The following is a 23897-nucleotide window of genomic DNA, read 5'->3' as shown; positions in this document are numbered from 1 at the left end:
CGACCGCCTGCGGGGTTTCCACGGGCACGTCCTCGCCGCTTTGCGGCTGCGGGATGTGCCCTTGGGAAACCCCTCCCGGCGGGTGGGCCTTCGGATAACCTCTCAGGACCATAAGCTGAGGGAAAGTTTGTGAGCTGGTCGGGCTTTGCCCGGCCAGCTCTTTTTGTTTTAAAATACCTGCTCAGTTGTGTGGTTTTGTGCTGGGAGGAATCTGTGGGCAAAGCTAAGGCTAAAGCGAAGAAAAAGACGACGGGGGCGCGGGCTAAGCGCGATCGTCGCCGGAAGCTCGCGACCGAGGCTCCCGCATCTGCTGAGGAGCTGCTGGCAAGCGTGCCGGGACTCGACGCGCTGCAGGACGTTCCGGCGTTTGATGACCTGCCGGTCGATGAAGCCCAGCAGACTGCCTTTGATGATTTCTGCGCACATGCCGAGGAGCCCGAGCAGATGCAGCTTGGCGCCGTGGTGCGCTTGGATCGCGGGTTTCCGCTGGTGGCTGCTGCCGACGACACCTTTCGCGCCGAGCATGCCGTGGGGTTTGCCAAGTCGCGCGGCGAGGACGAGGTCCTGCTGCCTGCCGTGGGCGACCGTGTGGCGGTGCGCCGCGCTCCCGGGCACGATATGGGCGTGATTGAGTGCGTGCTGCCGCGCCATACGAGCTTTGAACGTTGGCGCGGCCGTGCCCGCGGAGAGCGCCAGGTGCTCTGCTCCAACGTGGATAGCGTGCTAATCGTGCAGGCGCTCGGTGCTGGCGAGGTGCTGCTCGACCGCGTGGCGCGCTCGCTGGTGTTGGCGCTCGACTGCGATGCCGAGCCGGTGGTGGTGCTCACCAAAGCTGACCGCTGCGATGCCGAGGAGCTCGAGCGCGATCTGGACCGCGTGCGCCGCCTGGTGGGTCCGGACGTGCGCGTGATCGTGACGTCCTCTGCCGAGGGCCGCGGCCTGGACGAGGTCCGTTCCTGCGTGCCCGCTGGGAGCTGCGCCATGATTCTGGGCGAGTCGGGTGCCGGCAAGTCGACGCTGCTCAATGCACTGCTGGGCCACGATACGTTGGCGACCGGCGGTGTGCGCGAACGCGACGATCAGGGCCGCCACACTACCGTTGCGCGCGTGATGGTGGCGCTGCCGGGCGACGCCGGCGTGATCGCCGATGCCCCGGGCCTGCGCAGCCTACCGCTCGTGGGTCACGAGCGGGGTCTGGCGCGCGCCTTCCCCGAGATTGTCGAGGCATCGCGAGCGTGCCGGTTTGGCGATTGCACACATACCCATGAGCCGGGTTGCGCCGTTCGCGAGGCCGAGGACGCCGGGCAGATCGACGGCCTGCGTCTGGAAACGTTCCAAAACCTGGCGTCATCCATGCGCGTGAGCGCTCAAATGCTCGATCCCGATGTCCATTTGTAATTGATTTTTCCTATGACAGCCGTCTCCCAACTGTTCGGGAGACGGCTTTTTTGCTGTGGAAAAGCCTCGAAACATGCAGTTTGCTGACGTGCTGACCAAAACCTTGCCACGAGCTTGACGGGCTGGTCAGTTTTTGGTCAGCGATTGGTTTGACATCGAAAACCAAGATCGCGATTGCGCCGCTTTGCACTCTGACCGCCCAGACAATGGTGGTACGGGCATTCGCCCGGCACTGCCATGAGAGGAGCGGCCGTGAACAAGAGCAAGCGCATCGCCATCAGTCTGGTCGCAGGCGTGCTCGCTGCTCTGCTCTGCATGGTTTACGGCTCGTCGATCCGCTCGCAAGCCGAACAGGTCCAGGCTGAGACCTTGGCCAAGTACGGGGGCAATCGCGTCGAGGTATGCGTTGCGGCGCGCGATATCGATGTGGGCGAGACCCTCGATGAGACCAATGTCATAACCCAGGAATGGCTGACGAGCCTGCTGCCGCGTGACGCAGCGACCGAGCTGCGCCAGGTGCGCGGCGACGTGACGACTTCGCGTATTCCCAAAAACGCCGTGATCTGCAATGTCTACACCAAGGCCGAGAGCCACAAGCTCGAGGTGCCTAAGGGCAAGGTCGCCGTTTCGGTGGCGGTTGATGCCGAGCACTCGGTCGGCGGCGCCACGGGCGTGGGCAGCTACGTGGATGTGTATGTGCAAAAAGACGGCGTAACCGATCGGCTGTGCGGCGCGTACGTGATCGATACCAGTGAGGATTCCGGTGCCACGCGCGAGGGCAAGATCGAATGGGTGACGCTGGCGGCTGACCCCGAAGACGTCAAGGAACTGCTGGGCGCCTCGGGCAAGGGAACGGTCAGCTTGACGATTCCCGCCACGGCTCGCGGCAAAAAGAGCGGAGGCGACGAGTGATGAAGGCGATCTGGCTTGCGTGCTGCGCGTGCGGCGATTACGGGCTGTTGCAGCGGGAAGTCGAGGGCCGTGATGCGGGTGCACAGGTGCTTCGCGTGGGTGACCTGGACGGGCTGGTTTCCATGGCGCGGGCGTTTCCGTCGCGCCGCGGGGCTGCCATCATCGCGGCGTCTCTGTTTGATACCGAAGATGTGCGCAAGACTGTTGCGCGCCTGACGGCCGAAGGCCGCGTGAGTCGCGTGGTCGTGTTGATAGAAGCGCTCGATCCGTCGGATATCGAGGGGCTGTTTCGCGCGGGGGCGACCGAGGTCATCGCTGCGCACAGTATATGTGGCAACGGGCGCGCGGGCGAGGGAGCGGTTGATTCCGATCGGCGCATGACGATTGAGCCCGATGCTTTTGTTGATAGGGAACCCGGGGCGCCTCGCGCTACAAGAGGCCCGCGTGTTGATGATTATGGAAAAGCGGAAGCCGAGCATGGTCGGCGCCCCCGGAACCCCCTTGTATACGATGACGCTGGAGGGCCGGCACAGCATGCTGGCGACTCCCCGGCTGTAGATATGGGATACGTGCACGGCGTGAATCTGGCGGATGAACTGGACGAAGTTGAGGGCTTTGCCGGGTGCGGCGAGTTGTCGCCGATGCAGCATGAGCAGATTGCACAGAACGAGCCTGCCTCGCAGACCGAACAAGCTGCCATGCCGGCTTGGACGCAGCGTGTGGTTGCGGCGGGGGAGACGGGGACGCTGTCACCGACGCCCGCCCCGCCGCTTCAGATGCCGCCGGCAGACGCCGCCGCTCCGCCGCATCGAGCTCCGGTCATCTGCGCCATTTCGGGTTCGGGCGGTTGCGGCAAGTCGACGATTGTTGCCACCATGGCACACACATCGTCGCTGTTGGGCTTGCGTGCCGCCGTGCTCGACCTGGACCTGATGTTTGGAAACCTTTACGACTTGTTAGGCGTCGATGCTCCGCGCGATATAGCGGCACTTATCGAGCCGTCGGCGGCGGGCGCGCTCGCCGAGCCGGATATCGTAGCCGCATCGATGCGCGTGGCGCCGGGCGTTACGCTCTGGGGTCCCGTCGCGGCGCCCGAGCAAGCCGAGCTCATGGCACGTCCGGTGGAGCTATTGCTTGATGTTCTGCGTCGCGAATCCGACGTGGTCTTTATCGATACCTCGGTCTTTTGGGGCGACGCCGTGGCGGCTGCGGTGGCGGCGAGCGACCGTTGTCTGGTCGTTGGCGATGCGGCGGTGTCGTCCGCGACATCGGCGTCGCGCGTCATTGAACTGGCAAGTCGAGTAGGTGTGCCGCGCACGCGCATGAGCGCTGTGTTCAACCGGTTCGGTGCGCGCGGGGCAGACGAGGACGTCGCCATGCGCTTTGAGATTGCCTGTGCGTTGAGCTCCAAGATTCGTATCGCCGATGGCGGACAGGATCTCGCCGCGCTCATGGCGTTTGGGCGCGCTGACGAGGCAGTGGGGCAGACCAGCGCTTTTGCGACCAGTGTGCGCGAGGCCACGCGCGAGATGCTCGTGGAACTGGGGTGCGCCGTCGGCCCTTGGAGCGATATGGTCGCCGACCGTGCAACACGCACCGAACGCCCGCGTATTCGCCTTCCCTGGTCGCGCGAGGGTGATCAGCGATGAGCCTGCAAACGAGGATTAAGGCTGCCGGCGCTGCAGCGACGGCAGCGCCTGTAGATGCAGGGCGTCGCCGCGCGGTGAAACGACGCACCAAGCGCGCCGTAATGGACCGCATGGGTTACGACGAAGTGGCGCGTATCAGCGCCTATATCGACCCGGCGCTTGCCCGCTCGGAATTGCGTCCCGCGGTGGAGGCGGCGCTCAATGTTGAGGAGCCGACCGATCTCGCGACGCCCGAGCGCGAGACCATCATCGACGAGATTTTGGATGATGTGGTGGGCTTGGGGCCGTTGCAGCCGCTCATCGAGGACGACACCGTTACCGAGATCATGATCAACGGCTGCCGCTCGGCTTTCTTTGAACGCGGCGGCGTTTTGTATCCCATCGAGCACGCGTTTGAGGACGACGAACAGATCCGTGTGCTAATCGACCGCATCATCTCGCCACTTGGCCGCCGTATCGACGAGCGCAGCCCCATTGTCAACGCCCGCCTCAAAACGGGTTATCGCGTCAACGCGGTGATTCCGCCTGTGGCGATTGACGGACCGATTCTCACCATCCGAAAGTTCTCGGACCGTATCTGCTCGCTGGACGAGCTCGTGGGGTTGGGATCGCTGCCGCTTTGGTATGCGCAGCTGCTGTCGTGCGCGGTGTCGCTGCGACAGGACCTGGCGGTTGCGGGAGGCACGGGATCTGGTAAGACCACCCTGCTCAACGCGTTGTCATGCGAGATTTCCACCGGCGAGCGCATCGTGACGATCGAGGACTCTGCCGAGCTCAAGTTTGCACATCATCCGCACGTGGTGCGCCTAGAGGCGCGCGAGGCTTCAATTGAGGGTGAGGGCGCGGTGACGATCCGCGACCTGGTAACTAATGCCCTGCGCATGCGCCCCGACCGCATCGTGGTGGGCGAGGTGCGCGGTGCCGAGTGCTGCGACATGTTGCAGGCCATGAACACGGGCCACGACGGGTCGCTCACCACACTTCATGCGGGTTCAGAACAGGAGACCGTGGTGCGTCTGACGTTGCTTGCACGTTATGGCATCGATCTGCCGAGCGAGCTCATCGAGGAGCAGATTGCCATGGCGCTCGATGGCATCGTGATGTCCGAGCGCCACGCCGATGGCAGGCGCTTTGTGGCCTCATATTCGGGGGTTCACCGCGGCGTGTCGGGCGGTGTTGAGCTCGAACGCTACGTGACTTTCGATGCCGCCGAGCGCACCTGGACGCTCGACCGCGAGCCGCCGTTTATCGCAGAAGGCCTGCGGTCGGGGACGCTTACACAAGAGGAGGTGGACGAATGGAGATCGCTATGCCCCTCGTCGTAGGGGGCTTGGCAGGGCTTTCTGTCGCGACGGTGTGTGGGACAGAGCCTCGTGTGCCGCGGGTACCGCCGTCGGAGCTGGCACGTCAGGCGCTCGAAACGGTGGCAGAGAAGCTGCCGCGTGAGCTGGTGGAAAACGATCTGCTGAAAAAGATCGCCCGTTCGTGGGCATCGTTGGTCCCCACAGATCGCTTTGGGCTTGCTATTGAGGATAACGCGACTCGCCTGGCATTTCTGCTGCTATCGAGCGGTGTCTGCTGCGTTTTGCTAACGATGGTGTCGTTATCGCCCCTCGGATTTGCCTTGGGACTTGTTGCTCCGTTTGCCGTTGGCGTCGCCCGGGATGGCTTTGAGAGTCGGCGCGAGCAACACGATGTGGAGGAGGCCATGCCCGAGGCGTTTACCGCACTTTCCATGTCGCTTGCCTCGGGACATTCGCTGGCCCAGGGCATGCGCTTTGTGGGCGCTCATGCGCAAGAGCCGGTGCATACCGAGTTTTTGCGGGTGGCGGCGGCGATCGATTGCGGCATCTCGGCGACCGATGCGCTCGACGACCTGCTTGTCCGCATCGACGCCCCCGGGCTTTCGCTTGTCGCGTTGGCGCTCAAGGTGTCGCAGCGAACCGGTGCCCCGCTTGCCGACCTGCTGGCCGAGGCGTCGAGCATGGTGGGGGAGCGCATTGAGCTCAAGCGCCGCCTGGATGTCAAGACGTCGCAGGCCCGCATGTCGGCGCATATGGTCGCGGCGATGCCGGCGGGCATGTGCGCGGTGTTGGCGCTGCTTTCGGCAGATTTTCGTCGCGGTCTTGTGACGCCTGCCGGTGCGGGCGCTGTGGTGCTGGGTCTTGCCCTCAACGCCGTTGCCCTGGTGGTTATCCGGCGCATTATGAGGGTGGAGCTATGAGCGCCCTGGTTGCAGTTGCGGCTTGCCTGTGCGCCCTGAGTGTATTTGTCGCGACGGGTTTGGATCGGGCGGATGCACGCAAGATCGCAGGTACCTGCAAGCGCGAGGCAGTGCTGGTCGCTGCTGCGGGTCGCTCGGTGGCCGATGCCCTGACCGCGCGAGTGAAGGGCGCGGTTGGGGCGGGCGGCCCGGCGCGAGTGTCGCTCGGCGAAGTGTCCGAGATGATCGATGTTGTTCGCTTGGGTCTTTCGGCCGGTCTTTCGTTTGATGCGGCGCTTGAGATTTTCTGCGCCAACCGCCGGTCAGTGCTGGCTCTTCGCCTTGAGCGGGCCCGCATGGCGTGGCAGGTGGGCGTGGGCACGCGTGAGGACGAGTTGTTGGCCGCCGCGCGCGACCTGGACGTGCGAGCGCTCGAGACCTTTGCCATCACGGTGGGGCAGGCGCTCGCCCTGGGTGCCCCACTTGCCGAGACGCTGGCCGCTCAAAGTCGCGAGATCCGTGCAGCTCATCGCGCCGCGGTTGAGCGCGAGATCGAGCGTGCGCCCGTCAAGCTGCTGATTCCCACCGGCACGCTCATCTTGCCGGCGTTGCTTCTGTCCATATTGGGCCCGCTGCTGGGAGCAGGCGGGATGATGTAGGGAGGAATACATGAACACGATGGTCGAAGTTGCTGACAAGGCTTGGAACTGGGCTTTTTGCCGGGCGATCCGCGCTCGCCAGCATGCCAAGGAACTGTTGCAGGAGGAGAGCGCGCAGGGTACCACCGAGTACGCCATTTTGGTGGGCGTGCTTGTGGTGATCGCGATTATTGCCATCGTTGCATTTAAAGGCAAGGTTAAAGAGCTATGGGATGCGATCAGCGAGGGCATCAACAGCCTGTAGAGGGCGAGCGCCCCATCGGGGTGCTGCTGGTGTTTGCTTGCCTGATCGTGGCGATAGCGGCGGTGCTTTGGGGGCTTAACTCCGCGCGGCAGCAGCGTTCTGGGGCCGCCTTCGACTCGGGCTCAGATTCGGCGGTGGCGTCTCAAAAAGATGAGACGCGAGATGCGGACGATTCGGATGTCGCTGTCACGGCGCAAACCTTTCTGCGGACGCTCGACAAGCGGTCTGCCACTGCGACGGATTCGCCTGAGGGCAACGCGATTGCGGTCCGGCTTGCATGGTCCGAGGACCGACCGATGACCGAGGCAGCGGCGGATATGTTACGCGCCTACCGCGAGGTGCCAACGGCCCAGCTCGCCCTGAGCGGCTATCTCGATATTAAGGGCAACGTATGGGGCGCCATCGTGCGCGATGGACACGGCTGGGTCGATATGGTGACGGTTGCTGCGGATGTCGGCGATGCCTCGTGCCGCCTGCGAGTGATCCGCCTGAGCCCGCAGGCATCGAACTCAAAGGAGGGGTCGTGAAATGCATGACGTCCTGCGCGAGGAATCTGCCCAGGCGACGGTCGAATACGCCATCGTCACGGTGGCGCTGCTTTCCATCGTGCTGGCGATCGCGGGACTTTGGCGTGCTGGCACCGATGGGCGCTTGGCGGCGCTGGTCGAGCGGGCGGCATCCCATGGCGTTGCCTCGACGTCGGTTATCGACGCCGCTGCGGGCGCTAAGGACATCGCGTTGTATTGATATCGCGCGCGAGGACCGGGCGCAGTCTACGGTCGAGGCCGCTTTTTTGCTGCCGACGTTTCTGACGCTCATCCTTCTCGCACTGCAACCGGTGTGCCTGCTCTATACGCGCGCGGTCATGGAGTCTGCCGCCGCCGAGACCGCGCGGCTCATGACCACGACGACGGCGGAGGACGATGATCTTAAGGAGTTCACCCGCCGCCGGCTTGCCGCAGTGCCCAACGTTTCGATCTTTCATGCCGGCGGGCCGTTGTCGTGGGATATCGAGCTTGGCCGGGCCGGTGCGGGTGGCGTCTCGTCCGTGTCCGTTTCCGGCGAGGTCAAGCCGTTGCCTGTGATCGGTGCGTTTGCGCAGGCTATGGGTGGTACCGCCGAGGGCGACTACGTTGAGCTCAAGGTCAATGTCTCGTATCAATCGCGTCCCGAATGGCTGGAGGGAGATTATGATTCGTGGATTGCTGCATGGGATTAAGCGTTTCTGGTCTAGGCGCGTTTTGACGCGCCGTCCGAGCTGCCATCGCAAACGAGGAGGCTTTATGGGTCGAGCCGGTATCGACCTGTTTATCGAAGACGGTGCCTACACCACGCTTTCCTCTGCCGTGGTCATCCTAGTGGTGCTTACGTTGTTGTTTTCGTCAACCGCGGCGATATGGAGCATGTCGCGTGCCGGGGATACCCAGGTGGCGGCCGATAGCGGCGCGCTGGCGGGTGCCAACGTAGTGTCGTCCTATCACACGGCTGCCACGGTGGTTGATGCGAGCATCTTGAGTCTGGGGCTGGCGGGGTTTGCCACGATCGGGACGGGCCTGGTCGCCATCCTCATCCCGGGTGCCGAGCCGGTTGCCGGCAATATGGTCGACACCGGGATTGGGATCATTAAAACGCGCAACAAGTTTGCCAAAAGCGCATCGGAAGGCTTACAGAAAATCGAGACGGCTCTGCCGTATCTGGTTGCCGCGCGAGCTACACAGGCGGTGTCGGCGCAGGATACCGATAGCGTGAGCTATACCGGTACGGCGCTTGCCGTGCCCAGGACGTCCGAGTCCGATTTCGTTGCGCTCGAGGGGTCCGAGATCTCGCCCGATGCTATTAAAGACACGTCAGATGATTTAGAGCTCGCAGCCAAAAAGTTGAAGGAGGCTTCTGAGGATACGGCGAAAGCAAAAGAGCGCGCCTGGCTTGCGGACTGCGGCGGGTCGGACAAGGGCACGATTGGTAGCCGTTCGTGCATGTGGGAGCGCGCGAAGAAGCTGGCGTCGCTGCCGGGCGAGCTCAACCCACATTACGCATCGAGCGTCACGTGGGAGCCCCAGGTGGCGCTTGACCGAGCGAGAACATATTACCGTCAGCGCCTGGCTAACGAAAAGCCGCTTGGAAGCGGTGTCGAGATGCAGGCGGAGTCTGCCGCTCGAAAGGCGTTCTATCGGTATGCCGGTGAAGAGCTCGGGCGTGCCTCCATCGTGGACGACGGCACGAGCGTCGTCGCGGACCTGCCGCTGCTGCCGCGCAATGCGGACGAGGTCAGGGCGAGCGATCTTTATACCGATGCCGCGTGGCCGACGAGCAGCAATGACGGCAAGACGTACATCCATTATGGAACTGGCTGCCCAAACTATAAAAAGGGAGCGCCGGGAGGACTGTCATCGGTTGCTGACTTTGACGGGAGAGAAGCATGCGACCGCTGCCATTTTGGAGTCAAGACACTGGGTGCCGTCGCCGCTCCTTCTACATCGATCGAAAACGGCTTCGAGTATCACTTTGACAAGTTCAAAGACGCCATGGAAGACTACGCCGAATGTCGCAACAAAGAGCTTGAGCTCGAGCGACAGACCGAAGGCGAGGCAGATCGCGCGGGAAGCGCATTCGATCAGGCCATTCAAGCGCTTTCGGCTGAGCGTCCGCGTATCGCGCCGCCCGGTCGCAACGGCGTGGTCGCCCTTGCGGTTTCGGGCGATATGACCAGCCCCGATCAACTTAACTCCTCGTTTAACACGGCTGTTGAGCTTGGCAGTCGCGGTGCCATCTCTGCCGCGGTGCTGGCGCCCGATGAGGCGACGGCGCAAAACAACGTGCTTTCGCGATTTTTCTCGACATTGAAGGAACGCTCGGGCGGCGTTGCCGGCGTGCTCGACGGCGTCATGGATGTTTGGGGACGGCTGCTCGTAGGATACGGTGATATCCAAGGTTCGGCCGACGAACTTATGGACGAGATGATTAAAGACCTAGGAGGGGGCGGCGGCGCGTTGGGCTCCATCGCATCGTGGCTCGGCGATACCGTTTCGGCGTCCGTGGCGGCGCTGGGTTTGGAACCGTGCGACTTGCGCCTGCGAAAGCCGGTGCTGACCGATTCCGCCAACGTCATTAAGAGTCCGGGGTCTGACATTGCTGGTTTCTCTCAAGCGCAAGACAAGCTGCGAGGTATTCCGTTGGGCGTGACCGATCCCAAGGCGCTTTGCGAGGCGTTGGAATATCAAGTCGAACGCACCATTGGCGGTACGGTGTTCACGCTTGCGGAGATTCCTCTGCCCGGCGGCGGCTCCATCCCACTCACCGTCGATGTCGCCACGCTGGTTGGCGCTCTGGGCGGTGGGTCGTAATGAGTATCCGCATGCGTCTGCGCGAGGAGCGCGCCCAAGCGACGGTGGAGATGGCAGTGGTTACGCCCGTTTTGCTGGTGCTGGCACTCATCGTGTACAACGTCATGATCTTTGCCAGCGCTGTCGCGCGCTTCGACCGCGTGGTGCCCGACATCGTGTTGGCGCACGCCGTGGCGTCGGAGGGGGAGGGCGACGAAAGCTCTGCCGATGCCTCGGCGACGGTTCAGACACAAATTCTGAATGCCATGGAAGGCTATGACTTGCAGATCGAAGTGTCGAGCGAGCAAGGCGCGGAGGCATCGGATGGTGGCCTGCTCTCCCTATCCGGTACGTTTAGGACCTACACCTGTACCATGCACTATGAGCCGTGGCCGACTTCTCTCAGCATCGCTGGCGTTCCGCTGGGGGCGCCGACAACGTTGTCGCACGAGCGCGCGGTGACGGTCGATCCATGGCGTCCGGGGGTGGTTATGTGACCGCGGTCTCGTCCTACATCGCTTACGCGCGGGCACTCAACAGGCTGGGTTGGACGCCGGCCGAGTTTGCGGTGGCGGAGTCGTTCGTCGTGCGCCTGCTCGGCATGCTGGGACGGCGTCCGGTTGCCGCCAACGGCCTGCCGCTCGTCATGGCGTTTCCGCACTGTTCCTCGGTCCACACGTGTTTTATGGCCTATCCCATCGATATCGCCTTTATCGACCGCAACGGCAACATCCTCGCACGCTATGAAAACGTCCGTCCGTGGCGCATGTGCTCTCACCCGTGCGCCTGGGCCGTACTGGAACGTCCCTCAATCCTCGCCTCGCTCCCTGCCCTCCAACAAGTGCCGGCGTAAGAATTGGCGACAGCGGACTTTCGTCATACGAAATTGGGTAAGATGGAGGAGAAGATGCATGGATGTTGAGATCCATCCCAACGCTAAAAAGCACCTGACGGAAAAGCAGGTGCTTAGCGCCTGGCTTGCGGTTACTGAGTGCATTCGTCGCGAGTCGAAGGACGAGCCGCCGAGATGGCTTGCGATTGGATGGCTCCCAGACGGACGAAGCGTGGAGCTTGTCGCGGTCGAGCTTGTCCGTGGGTGGCCTATCATTCATGCCTTGTCTCCAGTCCAGAAGAAATTTTGGCAGAAGATTGAACAGACTCGGCAAAGGGGTCGATGATGGGCAAGACGTATACGGCCGCTAATGGTCAGGTTGTAACGGATGAAATGATTGACGCGTGGTGCAAGTCGTACGAGCGCGGAGAGTTTCCGGATGGCGAACACACCGTTGGTGGGATTGTGCATGGACGGCCCCCACTCTCAGGTGAGGGGACGGCAACGCTGTCGGTCAAGATTCCTCTGGGAATGAAGGAGGCCATTCGTCGACGGGCGGCTGTCGAGGGGATGACGCCAAGTGAGTTTGCCCGTGTGGCTCTGAGTGAAAAACTTCTTGCTTCCGGCTGATGCCTCTGACGTGCCGATTTATAGAACCAAGGCTGTGCTCAAAAACTTTTTTAAAATTCTCGGTTGACCGGAACGCGTCCTTGGTTATACTAATCAAGCCTTGAAACAAGGCACACCTCAAATGGCTGGGTAGCTCAGTTGGTAGAGCAGAGGACTGAAAATCCTCGTGTCAGGGGTTCGATTCCCTTCCCCGCCACCTTGAATTGACCAGGACCTCTGCAAAGGGGTCCTTTTCTTTTATGCAGACCCCACATGGAATCGAACCCCGTGAGGGCGCGGAGCTGAGTAAACGCGTAAGCGTTTGCCAGCGCAGCTCGCAAGGCGCGCAAGCGCCGCAGCGGTCCGTCCGCGCAGCGCGCGGACGCGATTCCCTTCCCCGCCACCTTGAATTGACTAGGACCTCTGCAAAGGGGTCCTTTTCTTTTATGTAGTCCCCTGCGGAAAGCGCATCCCAGACATTCCTCCCGCTTTTGCGTCACTTTTCAGACCATTCGGTCGCCTGTCCGCACGCGCGGGTATACTCAAAACAATACTTTTCCTATGCAATACGATGCGGGCTCGACCTGCACGATCCGAAGGGGGCGGTGATGGAGAGGATACTCGGCGTTAATCTCTCTGGCTGGTTTATTCCCGAGCCTTGGGTGACCCCGTCGCTGTACGCGGCGACCGGTGCATCCAACGCGGCTGAGCTACAGGAGGCCATGGGCACCGCCGCCTATAACGAGCGCATGCGTCGTCATTACGAGACGTTTGTGAGCGAGGATGATTTTCGCCGTATGGCGCAGATCGGCCTCAACGCCGTGCGCCTGCCGGTGCCTTGGTATGCCTTTGGCTCACAGGAGTCCGATGCCTCCTACATCTCGGTTGTCGACTACATCGACCGCGCGATTGAGTGGGCTGCCAAGTACAACATTCGCGTGCTGCTTGACCTGGCAACTGTGCCCGGTGGTCAGGGCGATTCCAACGATTCGCCCACCACGCCGGAGGCTGTTGCCGAGTGGCATTCGTCCACTAACGGCCGCCATGTCGCACTCGACGTGCTCGAGCGTTTGGCCGATCGCTACGGTGAGGCCGAGAGCCTGCTGGGCATTGAGCTGCTTGACACGCCGCAGATGAGCGTCCGCAAGAGCCTCTTTACCATGACGGATGGCATTCCTGCTCACTACCTGCGCAACTTCTATCGCGATGCTTACGAGCTCGTCCGTTCGTATATGCCCGAGGATAAAATCGTCGTCTTCTCGTCTTCGGGGTATCCCAGCGAGTGGAAGCATTTTATGCGCGGCACCAAGTACAAGAACGTCTACATGGACCTTCACCTGTACCATTACCGTGACGAGTATGCACTCGACATCACGAGCCCCCGCGGGCTGACGACGGCGATTTCGCGTAACAAGCGCGAGCTTAAAGAAGCGATTTCGACGGGGTTCCCCGTGCTGGTGGGCGAATGGTCGGGTGCGGCGATCTTTGCCAACTCGTCGGTTACGCCCGAGGGCCGCAATGCCTACGAGCGCGTGTTCATCGCCAATCAGCTGGCATCGTTTGCGCCGGCTGCCGGTTGGTTCTTCCAAACGTGGAAGACCGAGAAGCGTATTGCGGCATGGGATGCCCGCGCGGCGCTCGGTACGCTCGAGCGCGGCATGATTGAATAGGTTGATATGACGCAAAACAGCACCCATACGGGCAAACTCTATGTGGTCGGCACACCCATCGGCAACTTGGGAGACCTGTCCCCGCGCGTTGGCGAGGCGTTTGCCGCCGCCGATGCCATCTGCTGCGAAGACACGCGTGTGACGTCAAAGCTGCTAATGCACCTGGGTATCTCCAAGCCGCTTGTCCGTTGCGACGAGAATGTGATCGCCAGCCGCGCCGCCGGCCTGGTCGACCGTCTGCTGGCGGGGGAAACCCTCGCCTTTGCCTCGGACGCCGGCATGCCGAGCGTGTCCGATCCCGGCCAGGCGCTGGTCGAGGCAGCGCGTGAGGCCGATGTACCCGTCGAAGTTATCCCCGGGCCCTCTGCTTGCGTCACGGCGCTCGTTTCGTCCGGCATTCCCTGCGAGCAATTTTTCTTTGAGGGCTTTTTGGGCCGCAAGCACGGTGACCGCGTGCGCCGTCTGCAGCGCCTTGCCGTGGTGCCCGGCGCGCTCATCTTCTACGAGTCTCCACATCGCATCGTGGCGACGCTCGAGGCTGTGGCCGAGGTCTTTCCCCAGCGTGAGGTTGCCGTCTGCCGCGAACTCACCAAGCTACACGAGGAGGTCTTGCGTGGGCCCGCCGCCCAGCTTGCCGAGGAGCTGCATGCTCGTGGCGAGGTAAAGGGCGAGATTGCGCTGGTCATCGCGCCGCCGAGTGAGGACGAGGAGGCCGGCATCGTGCCGGCTGGCGCTGCGGCGGCAGATCCCGACGAGGCCCTGCGCGAGGATATCCGCGCCGCGCTTGAGGAGGGGGAGCCCGCCTCTGCGGTGGCCAAGCGCCTGTCTCAGAAGTATTCGCGCCGCAAGCGCGATGTCTATGCCATGGTGCTCGATATGCAATAGATGGAGGATATCCAGCCCTTGCGCTAGAATCATCCCCTGTATGCAACGTTTTTCTGGAGGACTAACCCCATGGATCAAAGCAAGCCTTCGTTCTTTATCACGACGCCCATCTACTACGTCAACGCCGATCCGCACCTGGGCACGGCTTATTCCACCATCATCGCCGACGTCCAGGCTCGTTATCGCCGCTCTGCCGGTTACAACGTCAAGTTCCTGACCGGCATGGACGAGCATGGCGAGAAGGTCGCCGAGGCCGCAGCCAAGCACAACATGACGCCGCAGGAGTGGACCGACAGCCAGGCTCCGCACTTCAAGGAGTTGTGGAACAAGCTCGAGATCTCCAACGACGACTTCATCCGCACCACCGAGCCGCGCCAGCATCATGCCGTACAGTACCTGTGGGAGCGCATGAAGGAGTCCGGCTACCTGTATAAGGGCAGCTACGATGGTTGGTATTGCGTGCCCGACGAGACCTACTTCACCGATACGCAGGTCCAGAAGGGTGACGAGGAGTACGGCAGCGTCGGTCAGCACCTGTGCCCCGATTGCCACCGTCCGCTTGAGCGCGTGCAGGAGGAGTCTTACTTCTTTAAACTTTCCGCCTTCCAGGACAAGCTGCTCAAGCTCTATGACGAGCACCCCGACTTTGTTGAGCCTGCGTTCCGCATGAACGAGGTGCGCAGCTTTGTCGAGGGAGGCCTCAACGATCTTTCCGTGAGCCGCACGAGCTTTGACTGGGGCATTCAGGTTCCGTTTGATGAGGGCCACGTGACCTACGTGTGGTTCGACGCCCTGCTCAACTATATGACGGCTGTCGGCTACGGTGTCGACACCGACGAGGCCCGTGCCGAGCTGGCCTATCGCTGGCCCGCGCAGTTCCACATCGTGGGCAAGGACATCATCCGCTTCCACTGCGTCATTTGGCCCGCCATGCTCATGGCCATCGGCGAGGCCCTGCCCGAGCATGTCTTTGCCCACGGCTTCCTGACCGTGCGCAACGCCGAGACCGGCAAGGCCGAGAAGATGTCCAAGAGCCGCGGCAACGCCATCGCTCCGCAGGACGTCATCGACATGCTGGGTGTCGAGGGCTATCGCTATTACTTCATGACCGACGTGGTGCCCGGCACCGACGGCGCCATCAGCTTCGATCGCATGGAGCAGGTCTACAACGCCGACCTGGCCAACAGCTGGGGCAACCTTATCTCGCGTTCGCTCAACATGAGCGGCAAGTACTTTGACGGCTGCGCGCCCGCCAAGCCCGCATCGTTCGATGCGTTCGACAGTCCGCTGGCAAAGATTGCCGATGGCCTGGTCGAGCGCTATATGGCCAAGATGGACGTGCTCGATTACGGTGGAGCCAAGGACGAGGTCATGGAGCTCGTCCATGCCGCCAACCATTACATCGAGGACTCCGAGCCTTGGGCGCTTGCCAAGGACGAGGCCAAGGCTGACGAGCTCGCGTTTGTGATCTACAGCCTGCTCGAAGCCATCCGCATCGCCGCCCACCTGCTGATGCCGCTCATGCCTCAGACTTCTGCCGAGGCTCTGCGCCGTCTGTCCTGCGAGGACGAGGCCGCAAGCGACGATCTCAAGGGTATTTGCGCTTGGGGTCTGCTTGCCGGCGGCGCTCCCGTCGAGAAGGGCGAGCCGCTGTTCCCGCGTCTGGGTTAAGACGCCGCGCGCCATATCGGCAATTCGCAGTTTAGGTGTAAGGGCATGGCCGCAACGGTCCATGCCCTTTTGTTTCAAGACGTCGCCACCATGCTAAGGAGGCAACTATGACAACTTCGCCTTTGGCAAACCCCACGGCAACAAGGGAGCTGCTGGAGGAGTTTGGCCTTGCGACCAAGCATCGCCTGGGCCAGAACTTTCTAATCGACAACCATGTGATTGAGCGTATCTGCGAGCTTGCCGAGCTTGCAGGTGACGAGCGCGTACTCGAGGTGGGTCCGGGTGTTGGCACGCTCACGCTTGCGCTGCTGCAGGAGGCTGCGTGCGTCACGTCGATCGAGGCCGATCCCGAGCTCGAGCCGGTGCTCGATGCCCATGCTGCCGACTATGCCAACTTCCGCTTTATTATGGGCGATGCGCTCAAGGTGGGCCCGGAGCAGATTGAGCAGGCTGCTGGCGGCGAGCCCACGGTATTTGTCGCGAACTTGCCCTATAACGTGGCGGCGACGATCATTTTGCAATTTTTCCAGACGATGCCGGCGCTCAAGCGTGCCGTCGTCATGGTGCAAAAGGAGGTTGCCGATCGCATTGCCGCGACGCCGGGCAATAAGACCTATGGCGGCTATACGGCAAAGCTCGGCCTGTATACGCAGGTGACGGGTCGCTTTGAGGTGCCGCCGCGCTGCTTTATGCCGGCGCCGCATGTGGACTCAGCCGTCGTGCGCATCGACCGCGTTGACGGCGTGGTGCCCGAGGGGCTCGATTGCGAGTTTGTGGCCCGCGTGATCGACGCCGCATTTGCTCAGCGTCGCAAGACTATCCGCAATTCCATGAGCGCCAACGGCTTTGCCAAGGACGTGCTCGATGCCGCCTTTGAGGTTTGCGGTATCGCGCCGACCACGCGAGCCGAGACACTCGATGTTGCCGACTTTGTCCGTCTGGCCCAGGAGCTCATCCATGATGCCTAATGCCGAACGTGTGACGTTTACCAAGAAAAAGAAAACGGTCGCCTGTCCGGAGCCCTTGGCGCCGCTCGCTGATACTCATGCGCACCTGCTTTCGTTTTGGGGCAAGGAAGTGCCCGAGACGCTCGTGCGCGCTAAAGCCGCGGGCGTCGACCTGTTGGTGACGATCTTCGACCCCATTGCCGATAAGCGCAGTGTGGCGGACTATAGCGACTGGCTAACGCGTGAGATTCTGCCAATGCAGAATATTCCGCAGATTAAATATCTTGCCGGCGTGCATCCGTATGGCGCGCCGGACTATACCGACGACGTTCACGCACAGGTCGTTGCCGCACTCGATGACCCCTTATGCGCAGGTATTGGCGAAATCGGCCTGGACTACCACATGGACTATGACGACGATATCGCGCCGGCGCCCCATAACGTGCAGATTGACTGCATGGCGCGCCAGCTCGAGCTTGCCGTGTGCCGTAACGTGCCGGTGGAGCTGCATCTGCGTCACGAGGACACGGACCAGGAGCGTACCTCGCACGTGGACGCCTACAACGTGCTTCGTGAGGTGGGCGTGCCCCAGGCCGGTTGTGTGCTGCACTGCTTTGGCGAGGACCGCGCCACGATGGAGCGCTTTGTGGGTTTGGGCTGCTATATCGCCTATGGCGGCGCGGCCACCTTTAAGCGCAACGATGACGTGCGCGAGGCATTTGCGGCGACCCCGCTCGATCGCATTTTGTTCGAGACGGATTGCCCGTATATGGCGCCGGAGCCCATTCGAGGTCTTGAGTGCGAGCCGGCAATGATTTCAATCACGGCAAACACGCTGGTCAACGACCGTGTCGATCGCACTGGTGAGGACGCCGAAACAATCGCGCAAGCCGCTTGGGAAAATGCTTGCAAACTTTTTCAAAAATAGTTCTTGCGTTCACGGTGGCGCTCCGTTATTCTAATTCCTGCACGCGGGCGTGGCGGAATTGGCAGACGCGTACGGTTCAGGTCCGTATGGGGGCAACCCCATGAAGGTTCAAGTCCTTTCGCCCGCACCATTGAATGAAAGAGCTCCCAGCAATGGGAGCTTTTTTGTTACGGGCCGTTTTTGGCAGATTTGACCTATCGATTTCGCGCGGTAGATGCCCCTGCGGTCAAAAAGTGGCAAATATGAGTACTGGCACGAAAATAGAGACATTTCACGAAGCCATTTTTGCTCATTTTACGCAACAGATGTACGCTAATTTGACTCAATCATGAGACGAAATGAAGTAATTTCGATAGACTTCGGGTTCAAAGAGGCGATTTTGACCCAAATACGCTGTTACTAAACTGGTAACAGTACTCATATTTGGTCTTTTTTGACCACGGGTCCTCTTGTTGGTGTCACACAGCTGCTTCGTGCGGGTATCCTAGTCCCAACGTGTGCCTATCAGAGGAGAGACCATGCTGTTTTCCGGTATCATCGCCGCCCTTACCAGCCTTTTGATTCCCATCATCATCCTGTTGCTGCTGCTGCCCAGCGCCTGCTATGTCGTTGAACAGCAGCATGCTGTGATCATCGAACGCTTAGGCAAGTTCAACCGCATCGTCAACGCGGGCTTCCACATGAAGGTGCCCGTAGTCGACCGTAAAGCTGCCACGGTGAGCCTGCGCACGATGAAAAACGGTTTTGGTATCGACGTTAAGACTCAGGACAATGTGACTATCGGCCTCGAGGTCTCGGCTCAATATCACGTGAGCTATGACATGGGTGCTGGCCCGGCGGATTCGGGCATCTACAAGAGCTACTATATGCTGCAGGAGCCCGTCGACCAGATGCGTGACTTCATCACCGACGCCCTGCGCTCTTCGATTCCCGTCTACACACTCGATGAGGTCTTTGCCAAGAAGGATGACATCGCCAAGGATGTTAACGCTACCGTTTCCGAGCAGATGGCTGCCTACGGCTTCACCCTCGTGTCGACGCTCATTACCAAGATCGCACTGCCGACTGAGGTCGAGAACTCTATGAACGACATCAACGCCGCCCAGCGCAAGCGCGCTGCGGCACAGGAGCTCGCCGAGGCCGACCGCATCAAGCGCGTCACCGAGGCGACCGCCGAAGCCGAGGCCATGGAAAAGGCGGGCGAGGGCATCGCCAACCAGCGCAAGGCGATCGCTCTGGGCATTAAGGACTCGCTCGAGATTATCCAGGAGACAGGTGTTGGCAACGATGAGGCCAACCAACTGTTCATGTTTACGCAGTGGTCCGAGATGATGACGGAGTTTGCTCGCACGGGTAAAACCTCGACGGTCGTGCTGCCGAGCGACTTCTCGCAGTCGGCCTCTATGTTCGAGCAGATGCTGACCGCCGGCAAAGTTCAAAACGGTTCGAAGGAGTAGGCACGCGTGAAATACACCGTCGTTTGTGTTGGCAAGCTCAAAGAGCGCTTTTGGAAGGACGCGTGTGCCGAGTACACCAAGCGCCTGGGCGCCTATGCCAAGGTGGATATCCGCGAGGTGGCCGATATCGACCCGGCCAAGGCGGGCGGCGTGGATGCCGCGCGTGACAAGGAGGGGGCGGCGATTCTTGCTGCCTTGCCGTCTCGAGCGCATGTGATCCTGCTGGCTATCGAGGGCAAGGAGCGTTCGAGTGAGGAGCTCTCGGCGAGGCTCGACGATCTTATGCTGCGAGGCAGCAGCGACATTGCCTTTGTAATCGGCGGTTCGGACGGCGTGAGCGATGACGTGCGCGCACGAGCCGACGAGATGCTCAGCTTTGGACGCATTACCTTGCCGCATAACCTGGCGCGTGTAGTGCTGCTAGAGCAGATTTACCGTGCCTGCAAGATCAGCCGTGGCGAGCCATATCACAAATAGGTCGGCAATACGAAACAATGACGTGGGACAATACCTTTCGTTTTGAGGAATGTGTCTGAGAGGACTATGTGATATGAAGATCGGATTTGTCGGTTTTGGCAATATGGCGAGCGCCATGGCCGATGGCTGGATTGCCGCCGGTGTGACTGCGAGCGACATGTGCGCCTGCGCGGGCCGCTACGACGCCTTGGTTGAGCGCTGCGAGGCGCGTGGGATGGTCGCCTGCCATGATGCGGCGGAGGTTGTCGCCGCATCTGATATCGTGGTTGCTGCGGTCAAGCCGTACATGATCGAGAAGGTCTTCGCTCCGCTCAAGGACATTCTTGCCGACAAGGTTGTCCTTTCGGTCGCCTGGACTTGGGACAGCGCCAAGTGGGAACAGGTCCTGCCGGGTGTCGCGCACATCTCGACGGTGCCCAACACGCCGGTTTCAGTGGGCGAGGGCGTTATCGCCTGCGAGAAGTCCTCTACGCTCAACGACGAGCAACGTGCTGTTGTGCTCGACCTGCTCGGTAAGCTTGGCGCCGTCGTTGAGCTCGACACGAGCCTGCTGTTTGTGGGCGGTACCGTGGGCGGTTGCGCACCGGCATTTGTCGCCATGGCGATTGAGGCCTTGGGCGACGCGGCCGTCAAGCACGGTATCCCGCGCGCCGATGCCTATCGCATTGTGAGCCAGATGGTGCTGGGCACGGCGAAGCTGCAGCTTGCAGGCGGCCAGCATCCTGCGGCGATGAAGGATGCCGTATGCTCACCCGGCGGCGCCACCATCAAGGGCGTCGTCGCGCTCGAGGATGCTGGCATGCGCAGCGCACTGGTCAAGGCAATCGACGCAACCCTCCAGTAAACCTGCCATTTAGGGACAGGTTTATTTTGGCAGGTTTTTCCTGCGGTTTTGTCTTGTGTGGAAAAAGCGCCCCGCAACTGGCTCAATTCCAGTTGCGGGGCGCTTGCGTTTGTCCAGATAAAACCGACCAAAATAAACCTGTCCCTTTTTGGTCGGTTAGTCCCAGAAGCCGTCTTCTTCGTCCTCGGATTTGGGGCCGCGGTCGACATACATCTTATGGGTGCGCTTCTCCATTACAAAGGCAAGAATCGCAAACAGCAGGATGCCGCCGGCGAAAAGGATGGCAAAACCGGTGCGGGTGCCAAACAAAAAGGAAAAAACTGCGTCCATTGGGTGCCTTCTTGCGTAGTTGAGTTGGGTCGTAAACGCTCATAAGTATATACTTGCCCATACATGTACAAGGTTGCAACCTAAATGGAATGTATATCGCCGGAGGATCTAATGCTTGATATCAAGTTTGTTCGCGAGAACCCCGATGCCATCGATGTCGCCATGGCTAACCGCCAGACATCTTGGGATCGCGAGAAGTTCTTTGAGCTCGACGACGAGCGCCGTGCCGTCATCACCGAGGTCGAGGAGCTCCAGGCTACGCGCAACGCCGAGTCCAAGAAGATCGGCGCCCTGATGAAGGAGGGCAAGAAGGACGAGGCAGAGGCCGCCAAGGAGGCCGTGCGCGCCGTCAACGAGAAGATTGACGGTCTGGCCGAGCGCCGAGGCGCTCTCGAGCAAGAGCAGTACGATTTCATGGCTCACCTGCCCAATATTCCTTGCGAGGCCACGCCGTACGGCAAGGATGAGGACGAGAACATCGAGCGCCGTCGTTGGGGCACCCCGCGCGAGTTCGACTTCGACTTTAAGCCGCACTGGGATCTGGGCACCGATCTGGACATCCTCGACTTCGAGCGCGGCAACAAGCTCTCCGGCAGCCGTTTTACCGTTCTCGGTGGCGCCGGCGCCCGTCTTGAGCGCGCCCTCATCAACTTCTTCTTGGACACGCACACGAGTCGTGGCTTCAAGGAGTGGTGGCCGCCCATCGTCGTCAAGCGTCAGACCATGTTCGGTACGGGGCAGCTGCCCAAGTTCGAGGACGACGCTTATCACGTCTCGGGCGACAACTTCCTGATCCCTACCGCCGAGGTTGTGCTCACCAACCTGCACGCCGGCGAGGTTCTCGACGCCGACACCCTGCCGCGCCGCTACACCGCCTTCACCCCCTGCTTCCGCGAGGAGGCCGGTTCCGCCGGTCGCGACACCCGCGGCATCATCCGTCAGCACGAGTTCGACAAGGTCGAGATGGTCAAGTTCGCTAAGCCGGAGGAGTCCGACGAGGAGCTCGAGAGCATGACCGCCGAGGCCGAGTACCTGCTGCAGCAGCTGGGCCTTCCGTATCGCGTGATTAGCCTGTGCACCGGCGACTTGGGCTTCTCTGCCCGTCAGACCTACGACGTCGAGGTCTGGCTGCCGAGCTACAACGCCTACAAGGAGATCAGCTCCTGCTCCAACTGCGGTGACTTCCAGGCTCGCCGCGCCAACATCAAGTATCGTGACCCCGAGAACTTCAAGGGTTCGCGCTACCTGCACACTCTCAACGGTTCCGGCCTGCCGGCCGGCCGCACCATGGCCGCCATTCTGGAGAACTACCAGAACGCCGACGGCACCATTACGATCCCCGAGGTTCTGCGTCCTTACATGGGCGGTCTCGAGAAGATCGAGCCGGTCGCGTAACTTGGCTGCATAGGGGATATGCAAGGGCGCTCCTTCGGGGGCGCCCTATTTCGTGCGCAGGTCCATACCATGCCGTGCGGACAGCTCAATAGAAAACACACGAACAACTGTTCTGTATACAGCCATCTACCTGCTATGCTTTTTCTAAATAAGAGCGAGAGAAAGGGGACGCGATGGAGCTGTTTGATGATCGGGTGGTTTTGTTTGAGAGCGACGAGGGCGGGGAGTATCTGCTTGTAACGTGTGAGCCGTCTGGCATGGGTGGCCTGGTGGTTCGACAGACGAGCGAGGGTCCGTTGACCCAATGGTGCTTTGAGGAGTCGCCGCATGTGGTCGAGACCTTTGTGACGCATGAGGGACTTGTGGCCCTGGAGCATTTCTATGGGGTCCGGACATCTAACCAGGCTGCGCGCATGCTGAGCATCTCGTTTGCCGATTATGATTGTGCCCAGCGGGTGAGATCGCTCCTGAGGGAACTTGATGCTAAGTTTGACGTGATCGAAAAGCCAATCGATCGTACGGGGAACGGTGGTATATGCGGAGCAGCGTGACAAAACTGCGTTCCACAAAAAAGTTTGAGATTGTGCTTGACTCCAATAAGCTAAAGTGGTTTTATATGTCTTGCGCTGCGGCGTTACCTCAGCTGGATAGAGGGTCTGACTACGAATCAGAACGTCATAGGTTCGAATCCTATACGCCGCACCAATTGAAATTGAAAGCCTCCGGTGACGGGGGCTTTTCTTTTAGGCGGACGCCGCATGGATTCGAACCTCGGTCGAGGCGCGAGCGTGAAGCGGACGCGGAGCGTCCGTAGCGAGCGGGCGAGTCCGCCGGCAGGCGGGCGAAGCCGGTGCGGATCCGCGCAGCGGATGCGCGGAATCCTATACGCCGCACCAATTGAAATTGAAAGCCTCCGGTGACGGGGGCTTTTCTTTTAGGCGGACGCCGCATGGATTCGAACCTCGGTCGAGGCGCGAGCGTGAAGCGGACGCGGAGCGTCCGTAGCGAGCGGGCGAGTCCGCCGGCAGGCGGGCGAAGCCGGTGCGGATCCGCGCAGCGGATGCGCGGAATCCTATACGCCGCACCAATTGAAATTGAAAGCCTCCGGTGACGGGGGCTTTTCTTTTAGGCGGACGCCGCATGGATTCGAACCTCGGTCGAGGCGCGAGCGTCTTAATCATCACTTCGTAAAATTTTTCCAAATTGTCGCTTGACCCATCGAGGGGTCACGTGCATAATAATCCGTGCGTTGCGGCGTTACCTCAGCTGGATAGAGGGTCTGACTACGAATCAGAACGTCATAGGTTCGAATCCTATACGCCGCACCAATTGACTTTAAAGCTCCCGGCAACGGGGGCTTTTCCTTTACGGGGGCATTGCGGAGATTCGAACCTCGGTCGAGGCGCGGGCGTTAAGAAAACGCGGAGCGTTTTTAGCGAGCGGGCGAGCACGCCGGCGGGCGGG

Annotated in this window: 25 protein-coding genes and 4 tRNA genes; 28 read left to right on the top strand and 1 reads right to left on the bottom strand. The window is 61.1% G+C overall.

What is annotated here, in order from left to right; all coding sequences use genetic code 11:
• Positions 1–444: 444 nt before the first annotated feature.
• The 24 genes from rsgA to proC all read left to right on the top strand — a co-directional run bounded on the left by rsgA (position 445) and on the right by proC (position 20708).
• Entirely contained in the window at positions 445–1398 is a 954-nt protein-coding gene (rsgA, locus tag DW029_RS04045) for a ribosome small subunit-dependent GTPase A (RefSeq protein WP_199582536.1), read from the top strand.
• Between the two features lie 252 nt (positions 1399–1650).
• Positions 1651–2310: a Flp pilus assembly protein CpaB gene (gene cpaB, locus DW029_RS04040; RefSeq protein ID WP_233543792.1), complete on the top strand. Its 660-nt coding sequence runs from the start codon at positions 1651–1653 to the stop codon at positions 2308–2310.
• On the top strand, positions 2310–3959 hold the full coding sequence (locus tag DW029_RS04035; RefSeq protein WP_117763565.1) for a P-loop NTPase: 1650 nt from the start codon (positions 2310–2312) through the stop codon (positions 3957–3959). The genes cpaB and DW029_RS04035 overlap by 1 nt, the downstream gene beginning before the upstream one ends.
• Positions 3956–5284 carry a CpaF family protein gene (locus DW029_RS04030; protein WP_118345350.1) on the top strand — a complete coding sequence of 443 codons (1329 nt, stop codon included), beginning with the start codon at positions 3956–3958 and terminating at the stop codon, positions 5282–5284. The genes DW029_RS04035 and DW029_RS04030 overlap by 4 nt, the downstream gene beginning before the upstream one ends.
• Positions 5257–6183: a type II secretion system F family protein gene (locus tag DW029_RS04025; RefSeq protein WP_118273095.1), complete on the top strand. Its 927-nt coding sequence runs from the start codon at positions 5257–5259 to the stop codon at positions 6181–6183. The genes DW029_RS04030 and DW029_RS04025 overlap by 28 nt, the downstream gene beginning before the upstream one ends.
• The gene (locus DW029_RS04020; protein WP_117734714.1) at positions 6180–6821 is read left to right on the top strand and encodes a type II secretion system F family protein; all 642 of its coding nucleotides are present in this window, start codon (positions 6180–6182) and stop codon (positions 6819–6821) included. The genes DW029_RS04025 and DW029_RS04020 overlap by 4 nt, the downstream gene beginning before the upstream one ends.
• Before the next feature lie 10 nt (positions 6822–6831).
• Entirely contained in the window at positions 6832–7065 is a 234-nt protein-coding gene (locus DW029_RS04015) for a hypothetical protein (protein ID WP_117734713.1), read from the top strand.
• Complete coding sequence (locus tag DW029_RS04010; protein ID WP_118345349.1) at positions 7029–7592, top strand: hypothetical protein; 564 nt, start codon at positions 7029–7031, stop codon at positions 7590–7592. Before DW029_RS04015 ends, DW029_RS04010 begins: the two co-directional genes overlap by 37 nt.
• Before the next feature lies 1 nt (position 7593).
• A complete protein-coding gene (locus DW029_RS04005) occupies positions 7594–7812 on the top strand; it encodes a hypothetical protein (RefSeq protein ID WP_117734711.1) in 219 nt (72 codons plus the stop codon).
• Positions 7748–8284 (top strand): TadE/TadG family type IV pilus assembly protein, encoded by a 537-nt coding sequence (locus DW029_RS04000; RefSeq protein ID WP_117734710.1) that lies wholly within the window; start codon positions 7748–7750, stop codon positions 8282–8284. The genes DW029_RS04005 and DW029_RS04000 overlap by 65 nt, the downstream gene beginning before the upstream one ends.
• Positions 8285–8348: 64 nt before the next feature.
• Positions 8349–10409 (top strand): hypothetical protein, encoded by a 2061-nt coding sequence (locus tag DW029_RS03995; protein WP_118345348.1) that lies wholly within the window; start codon positions 8349–8351, stop codon positions 10407–10409.
• Positions 10409–10885, top strand: a complete 477-nt coding sequence (locus tag DW029_RS03990) for a TadE/TadG family type IV pilus assembly protein (RefSeq protein ID WP_055285913.1) — start codon at positions 10409–10411, stop codon at positions 10883–10885. The genes DW029_RS03995 and DW029_RS03990 overlap by 1 nt, the downstream gene beginning before the upstream one ends.
• Positions 10882–11241: a DUF192 domain-containing protein gene (locus DW029_RS03985; RefSeq protein WP_233502120.1), complete on the top strand. Its 360-nt coding sequence runs from the start codon at positions 10882–10884 to the stop codon at positions 11239–11241. The genes DW029_RS03990 and DW029_RS03985 overlap by 4 nt, the downstream gene beginning before the upstream one ends.
• A gap of 321 nt (positions 11242–11562) precedes the next feature.
• Positions 11563–11850: a hypothetical protein gene (locus DW029_RS03975; protein ID WP_147336903.1), complete on the top strand. Its 288-nt coding sequence runs from the start codon at positions 11563–11565 to the stop codon at positions 11848–11850.
• A 123-nt stretch (positions 11851–11973) separates the two neighbouring features.
• Positions 11974–12046: transfer RNA gene (locus tag DW029_RS03970), tRNA-Phe, on the top strand.
• A gap of 391 nt (positions 12047–12437) precedes the next feature.
• Positions 12438–13499, top strand: a complete 1062-nt coding sequence (locus tag DW029_RS03965) for a glycoside hydrolase family 5 protein (protein WP_117634285.1) — start codon at positions 12438–12440, stop codon at positions 13497–13499.
• Between the two features lie 6 nt (positions 13500–13505).
• Positions 13506–14384, top strand: coding sequence for a 16S rRNA (cytidine(1402)-2'-O)-methyltransferase (gene rsmI, locus DW029_RS03960; protein ID WP_118345346.1), 879 nt, complete (start codon positions 13506–13508; stop codon positions 14382–14384).
• A gap of 69 nt (positions 14385–14453) precedes the next feature.
• On the top strand, positions 14454–16055 hold the full coding sequence (gene metG / locus DW029_RS03955; protein WP_118345345.1) for a methionine--tRNA ligase: 1602 nt from the start codon (positions 14454–14456) through the stop codon (positions 16053–16055).
• Between the two features lie 107 nt (positions 16056–16162).
• Positions 16163–17023 carry a 16S rRNA (adenine(1518)-N(6)/adenine(1519)-N(6))-dimethyltransferase RsmA gene (rsmA, locus tag DW029_RS03950; RefSeq protein ID WP_118345344.1) on the top strand — a complete coding sequence of 287 codons (861 nt, stop codon included), beginning with the start codon at positions 16163–16165 and terminating at the stop codon, positions 17021–17023.
• A complete protein-coding gene (locus tag DW029_RS03945; protein WP_118345343.1) occupies positions 17013–17930 on the top strand; it encodes a TatD family hydrolase in 918 nt (305 codons plus the stop codon). Before rsmA ends, DW029_RS03945 begins: the two co-directional genes overlap by 11 nt.
• Before the next feature lie 43 nt (positions 17931–17973).
• A tRNA-Leu gene (locus tag DW029_RS03940) sits at positions 17974–18060 on the top strand.
• A 388-nt stretch (positions 18061–18448) separates the two neighbouring features.
• The gene (locus DW029_RS03935) at positions 18449–19387 is read left to right on the top strand and encodes an SPFH domain-containing protein (RefSeq protein ID WP_117743156.1); all 939 of its coding nucleotides are present in this window, start codon (positions 18449–18451) and stop codon (positions 19385–19387) included.
• Between the two features lie 6 nt (positions 19388–19393).
• Positions 19394–19864, top strand: a complete 471-nt coding sequence (gene rlmH / locus DW029_RS03930) for a 23S rRNA (pseudouridine(1915)-N(3))-methyltransferase RlmH (RefSeq protein WP_022094530.1) — start codon at positions 19394–19396, stop codon at positions 19862–19864.
• A 73-nt stretch (positions 19865–19937) separates the two neighbouring features.
• Complete coding sequence (gene proC, locus DW029_RS03925; protein ID WP_118345342.1) at positions 19938–20708, top strand: pyrroline-5-carboxylate reductase; 771 nt, start codon at positions 19938–19940, stop codon at positions 20706–20708.
• Between the two features lie 156 nt (positions 20709–20864).
• Here proC and DW029_RS11440 read toward each other — a convergent pair whose 3' ends face one another.
• Complete coding sequence (locus tag DW029_RS11440; protein WP_171025133.1) at positions 20865–21038, bottom strand: DUF6724 family protein; 174 nt, start codon at positions 21036–21038, stop codon at positions 20865–20867.
• 111 nt (positions 21039–21149) lie between these two features.
• Between DW029_RS11440 and serS the strand changes: the two genes are divergently transcribed.
• The 4 genes from serS to DW029_RS03905 all read left to right on the top strand — a co-directional run bounded on the left by serS (position 21150) and on the right by DW029_RS03905 (position 23761).
• Positions 21150–22433 (top strand): serine--tRNA ligase, encoded by a 1284-nt coding sequence (gene serS / locus DW029_RS03920; protein WP_117734698.1) that lies wholly within the window; start codon positions 21150–21152, stop codon positions 22431–22433.
• A gap of 173 nt (positions 22434–22606) precedes the next feature.
• Positions 22607–22984, top strand: a complete 378-nt coding sequence (locus DW029_RS03915; RefSeq protein ID WP_117734697.1) for a hypothetical protein — start codon at positions 22607–22609, stop codon at positions 22982–22984.
• Between the two features lie 77 nt (positions 22985–23061).
• Positions 23062–23138: transfer RNA gene (locus DW029_RS03910), tRNA-Arg, on the top strand.
• A 546-nt stretch (positions 23139–23684) separates the two neighbouring features.
• Positions 23685–23761, top strand: a tRNA-Arg gene (locus tag DW029_RS03905).
• The last annotated feature ends 136 nt before the right edge of the window (positions 23762–23897 follow it).

It is taken from the genome of Collinsella sp. AF38-3AC, from assembly GCF_003474365.1.
GTDB lineage: Bacteria > Actinomycetota > Coriobacteriia > Coriobacteriales > Coriobacteriaceae > Collinsella.
Note: the sequence above shows the minus strand (reverse complement) of the source record. Positions and strands in the feature narration are given on the sequence as shown.

Coding starts and splice junctions, on each gene's coding strand:
- rsgA (WP_199582536.1), top strand. CDS start 445: ATGCAGCTTGGCGCCGTGGTGCGCTTGGATCGCGGGTTTCCGCTGGTG.
- DW029_RS04035 (WP_117763565.1), top strand. CDS start 2,310: ATGAAGGCGATCTGGCTTGCGTGCTGCGCGTGCGGCGATTACGGGCTG.
- DW029_RS04030 (WP_118345350.1), top strand. CDS start 3,956: ATGAGCCTGCAAACGAGGATTAAGGCTGCCGGCGCTGCAGCGACGGCA.
- DW029_RS04025 (WP_118273095.1), top strand. CDS start 5,257: ATGGAGATCGCTATGCCCCTCGTCGTAGGGGGCTTGGCAGGGCTTTCT.
- DW029_RS04020 (WP_117734714.1), top strand. CDS start 6,180: ATGAGCGCCCTGGTTGCAGTTGCGGCTTGCCTGTGCGCCCTGAGTGTA.
- DW029_RS04015 (WP_117734713.1), top strand. CDS start 6,832: ATGAACACGATGGTCGAAGTTGCTGACAAGGCTTGGAACTGGGCTTTT.
- DW029_RS04010 (WP_118345349.1), top strand. CDS start 7,029: ATGGGATGCGATCAGCGAGGGCATCAACAGCCTGTAGAGGGCGAGCGC.
- DW029_RS04005 (WP_117734711.1), top strand. CDS start 7,594: ATGCATGACGTCCTGCGCGAGGAATCTGCCCAGGCGACGGTCGAATAC.
- DW029_RS04000 (WP_117734710.1), top strand. CDS start 7,748: ATGGCGTTGCCTCGACGTCGGTTATCGACGCCGCTGCGGGCGCTAAGG.
- DW029_RS03995 (WP_118345348.1), top strand. CDS start 8,349: ATGGGTCGAGCCGGTATCGACCTGTTTATCGAAGACGGTGCCTACACC.
- DW029_RS03990 (WP_055285913.1), top strand. CDS start 10,409: ATGAGTATCCGCATGCGTCTGCGCGAGGAGCGCGCCCAAGCGACGGTG.
- DW029_RS03975 (WP_147336903.1), top strand. CDS start 11,563: ATGATGGGCAAGACGTATACGGCCGCTAATGGTCAGGTTGTAACGGAT.
- DW029_RS03965 (WP_117634285.1), top strand. CDS start 12,438: ATGGAGAGGATACTCGGCGTTAATCTCTCTGGCTGGTTTATTCCCGAG.
- rsmI (WP_118345346.1), top strand. CDS start 13,506: ATGACGCAAAACAGCACCCATACGGGCAAACTCTATGTGGTCGGCACA.
- metG (WP_118345345.1), top strand. CDS start 14,454: ATGGATCAAAGCAAGCCTTCGTTCTTTATCACGACGCCCATCTACTAC.
- rsmA (WP_118345344.1), top strand. CDS start 16,163: ATGACAACTTCGCCTTTGGCAAACCCCACGGCAACAAGGGAGCTGCTG.
- DW029_RS03945 (WP_118345343.1), top strand. CDS start 17,013: ATGATGCCTAATGCCGAACGTGTGACGTTTACCAAGAAAAAGAAAACG.
- DW029_RS03935 (WP_117743156.1), top strand. CDS start 18,449: ATGCTGTTTTCCGGTATCATCGCCGCCCTTACCAGCCTTTTGATTCCC.
- proC (WP_118345342.1), top strand. CDS start 19,938: ATGAAGATCGGATTTGTCGGTTTTGGCAATATGGCGAGCGCCATGGCC.
- DW029_RS11440 (WP_171025133.1), bottom strand. CDS start 21,038: ATGGACGCAGTTTTTTCCTTTTTGTTTGGCACCCGCACCGGTTTTGCC.
- serS (WP_117734698.1), top strand. CDS start 21,150: ATGCTTGATATCAAGTTTGTTCGCGAGAACCCCGATGCCATCGATGTC.
- DW029_RS03915 (WP_117734697.1), top strand. CDS start 22,607: ATGGAGCTGTTTGATGATCGGGTGGTTTTGTTTGAGAGCGACGAGGGC.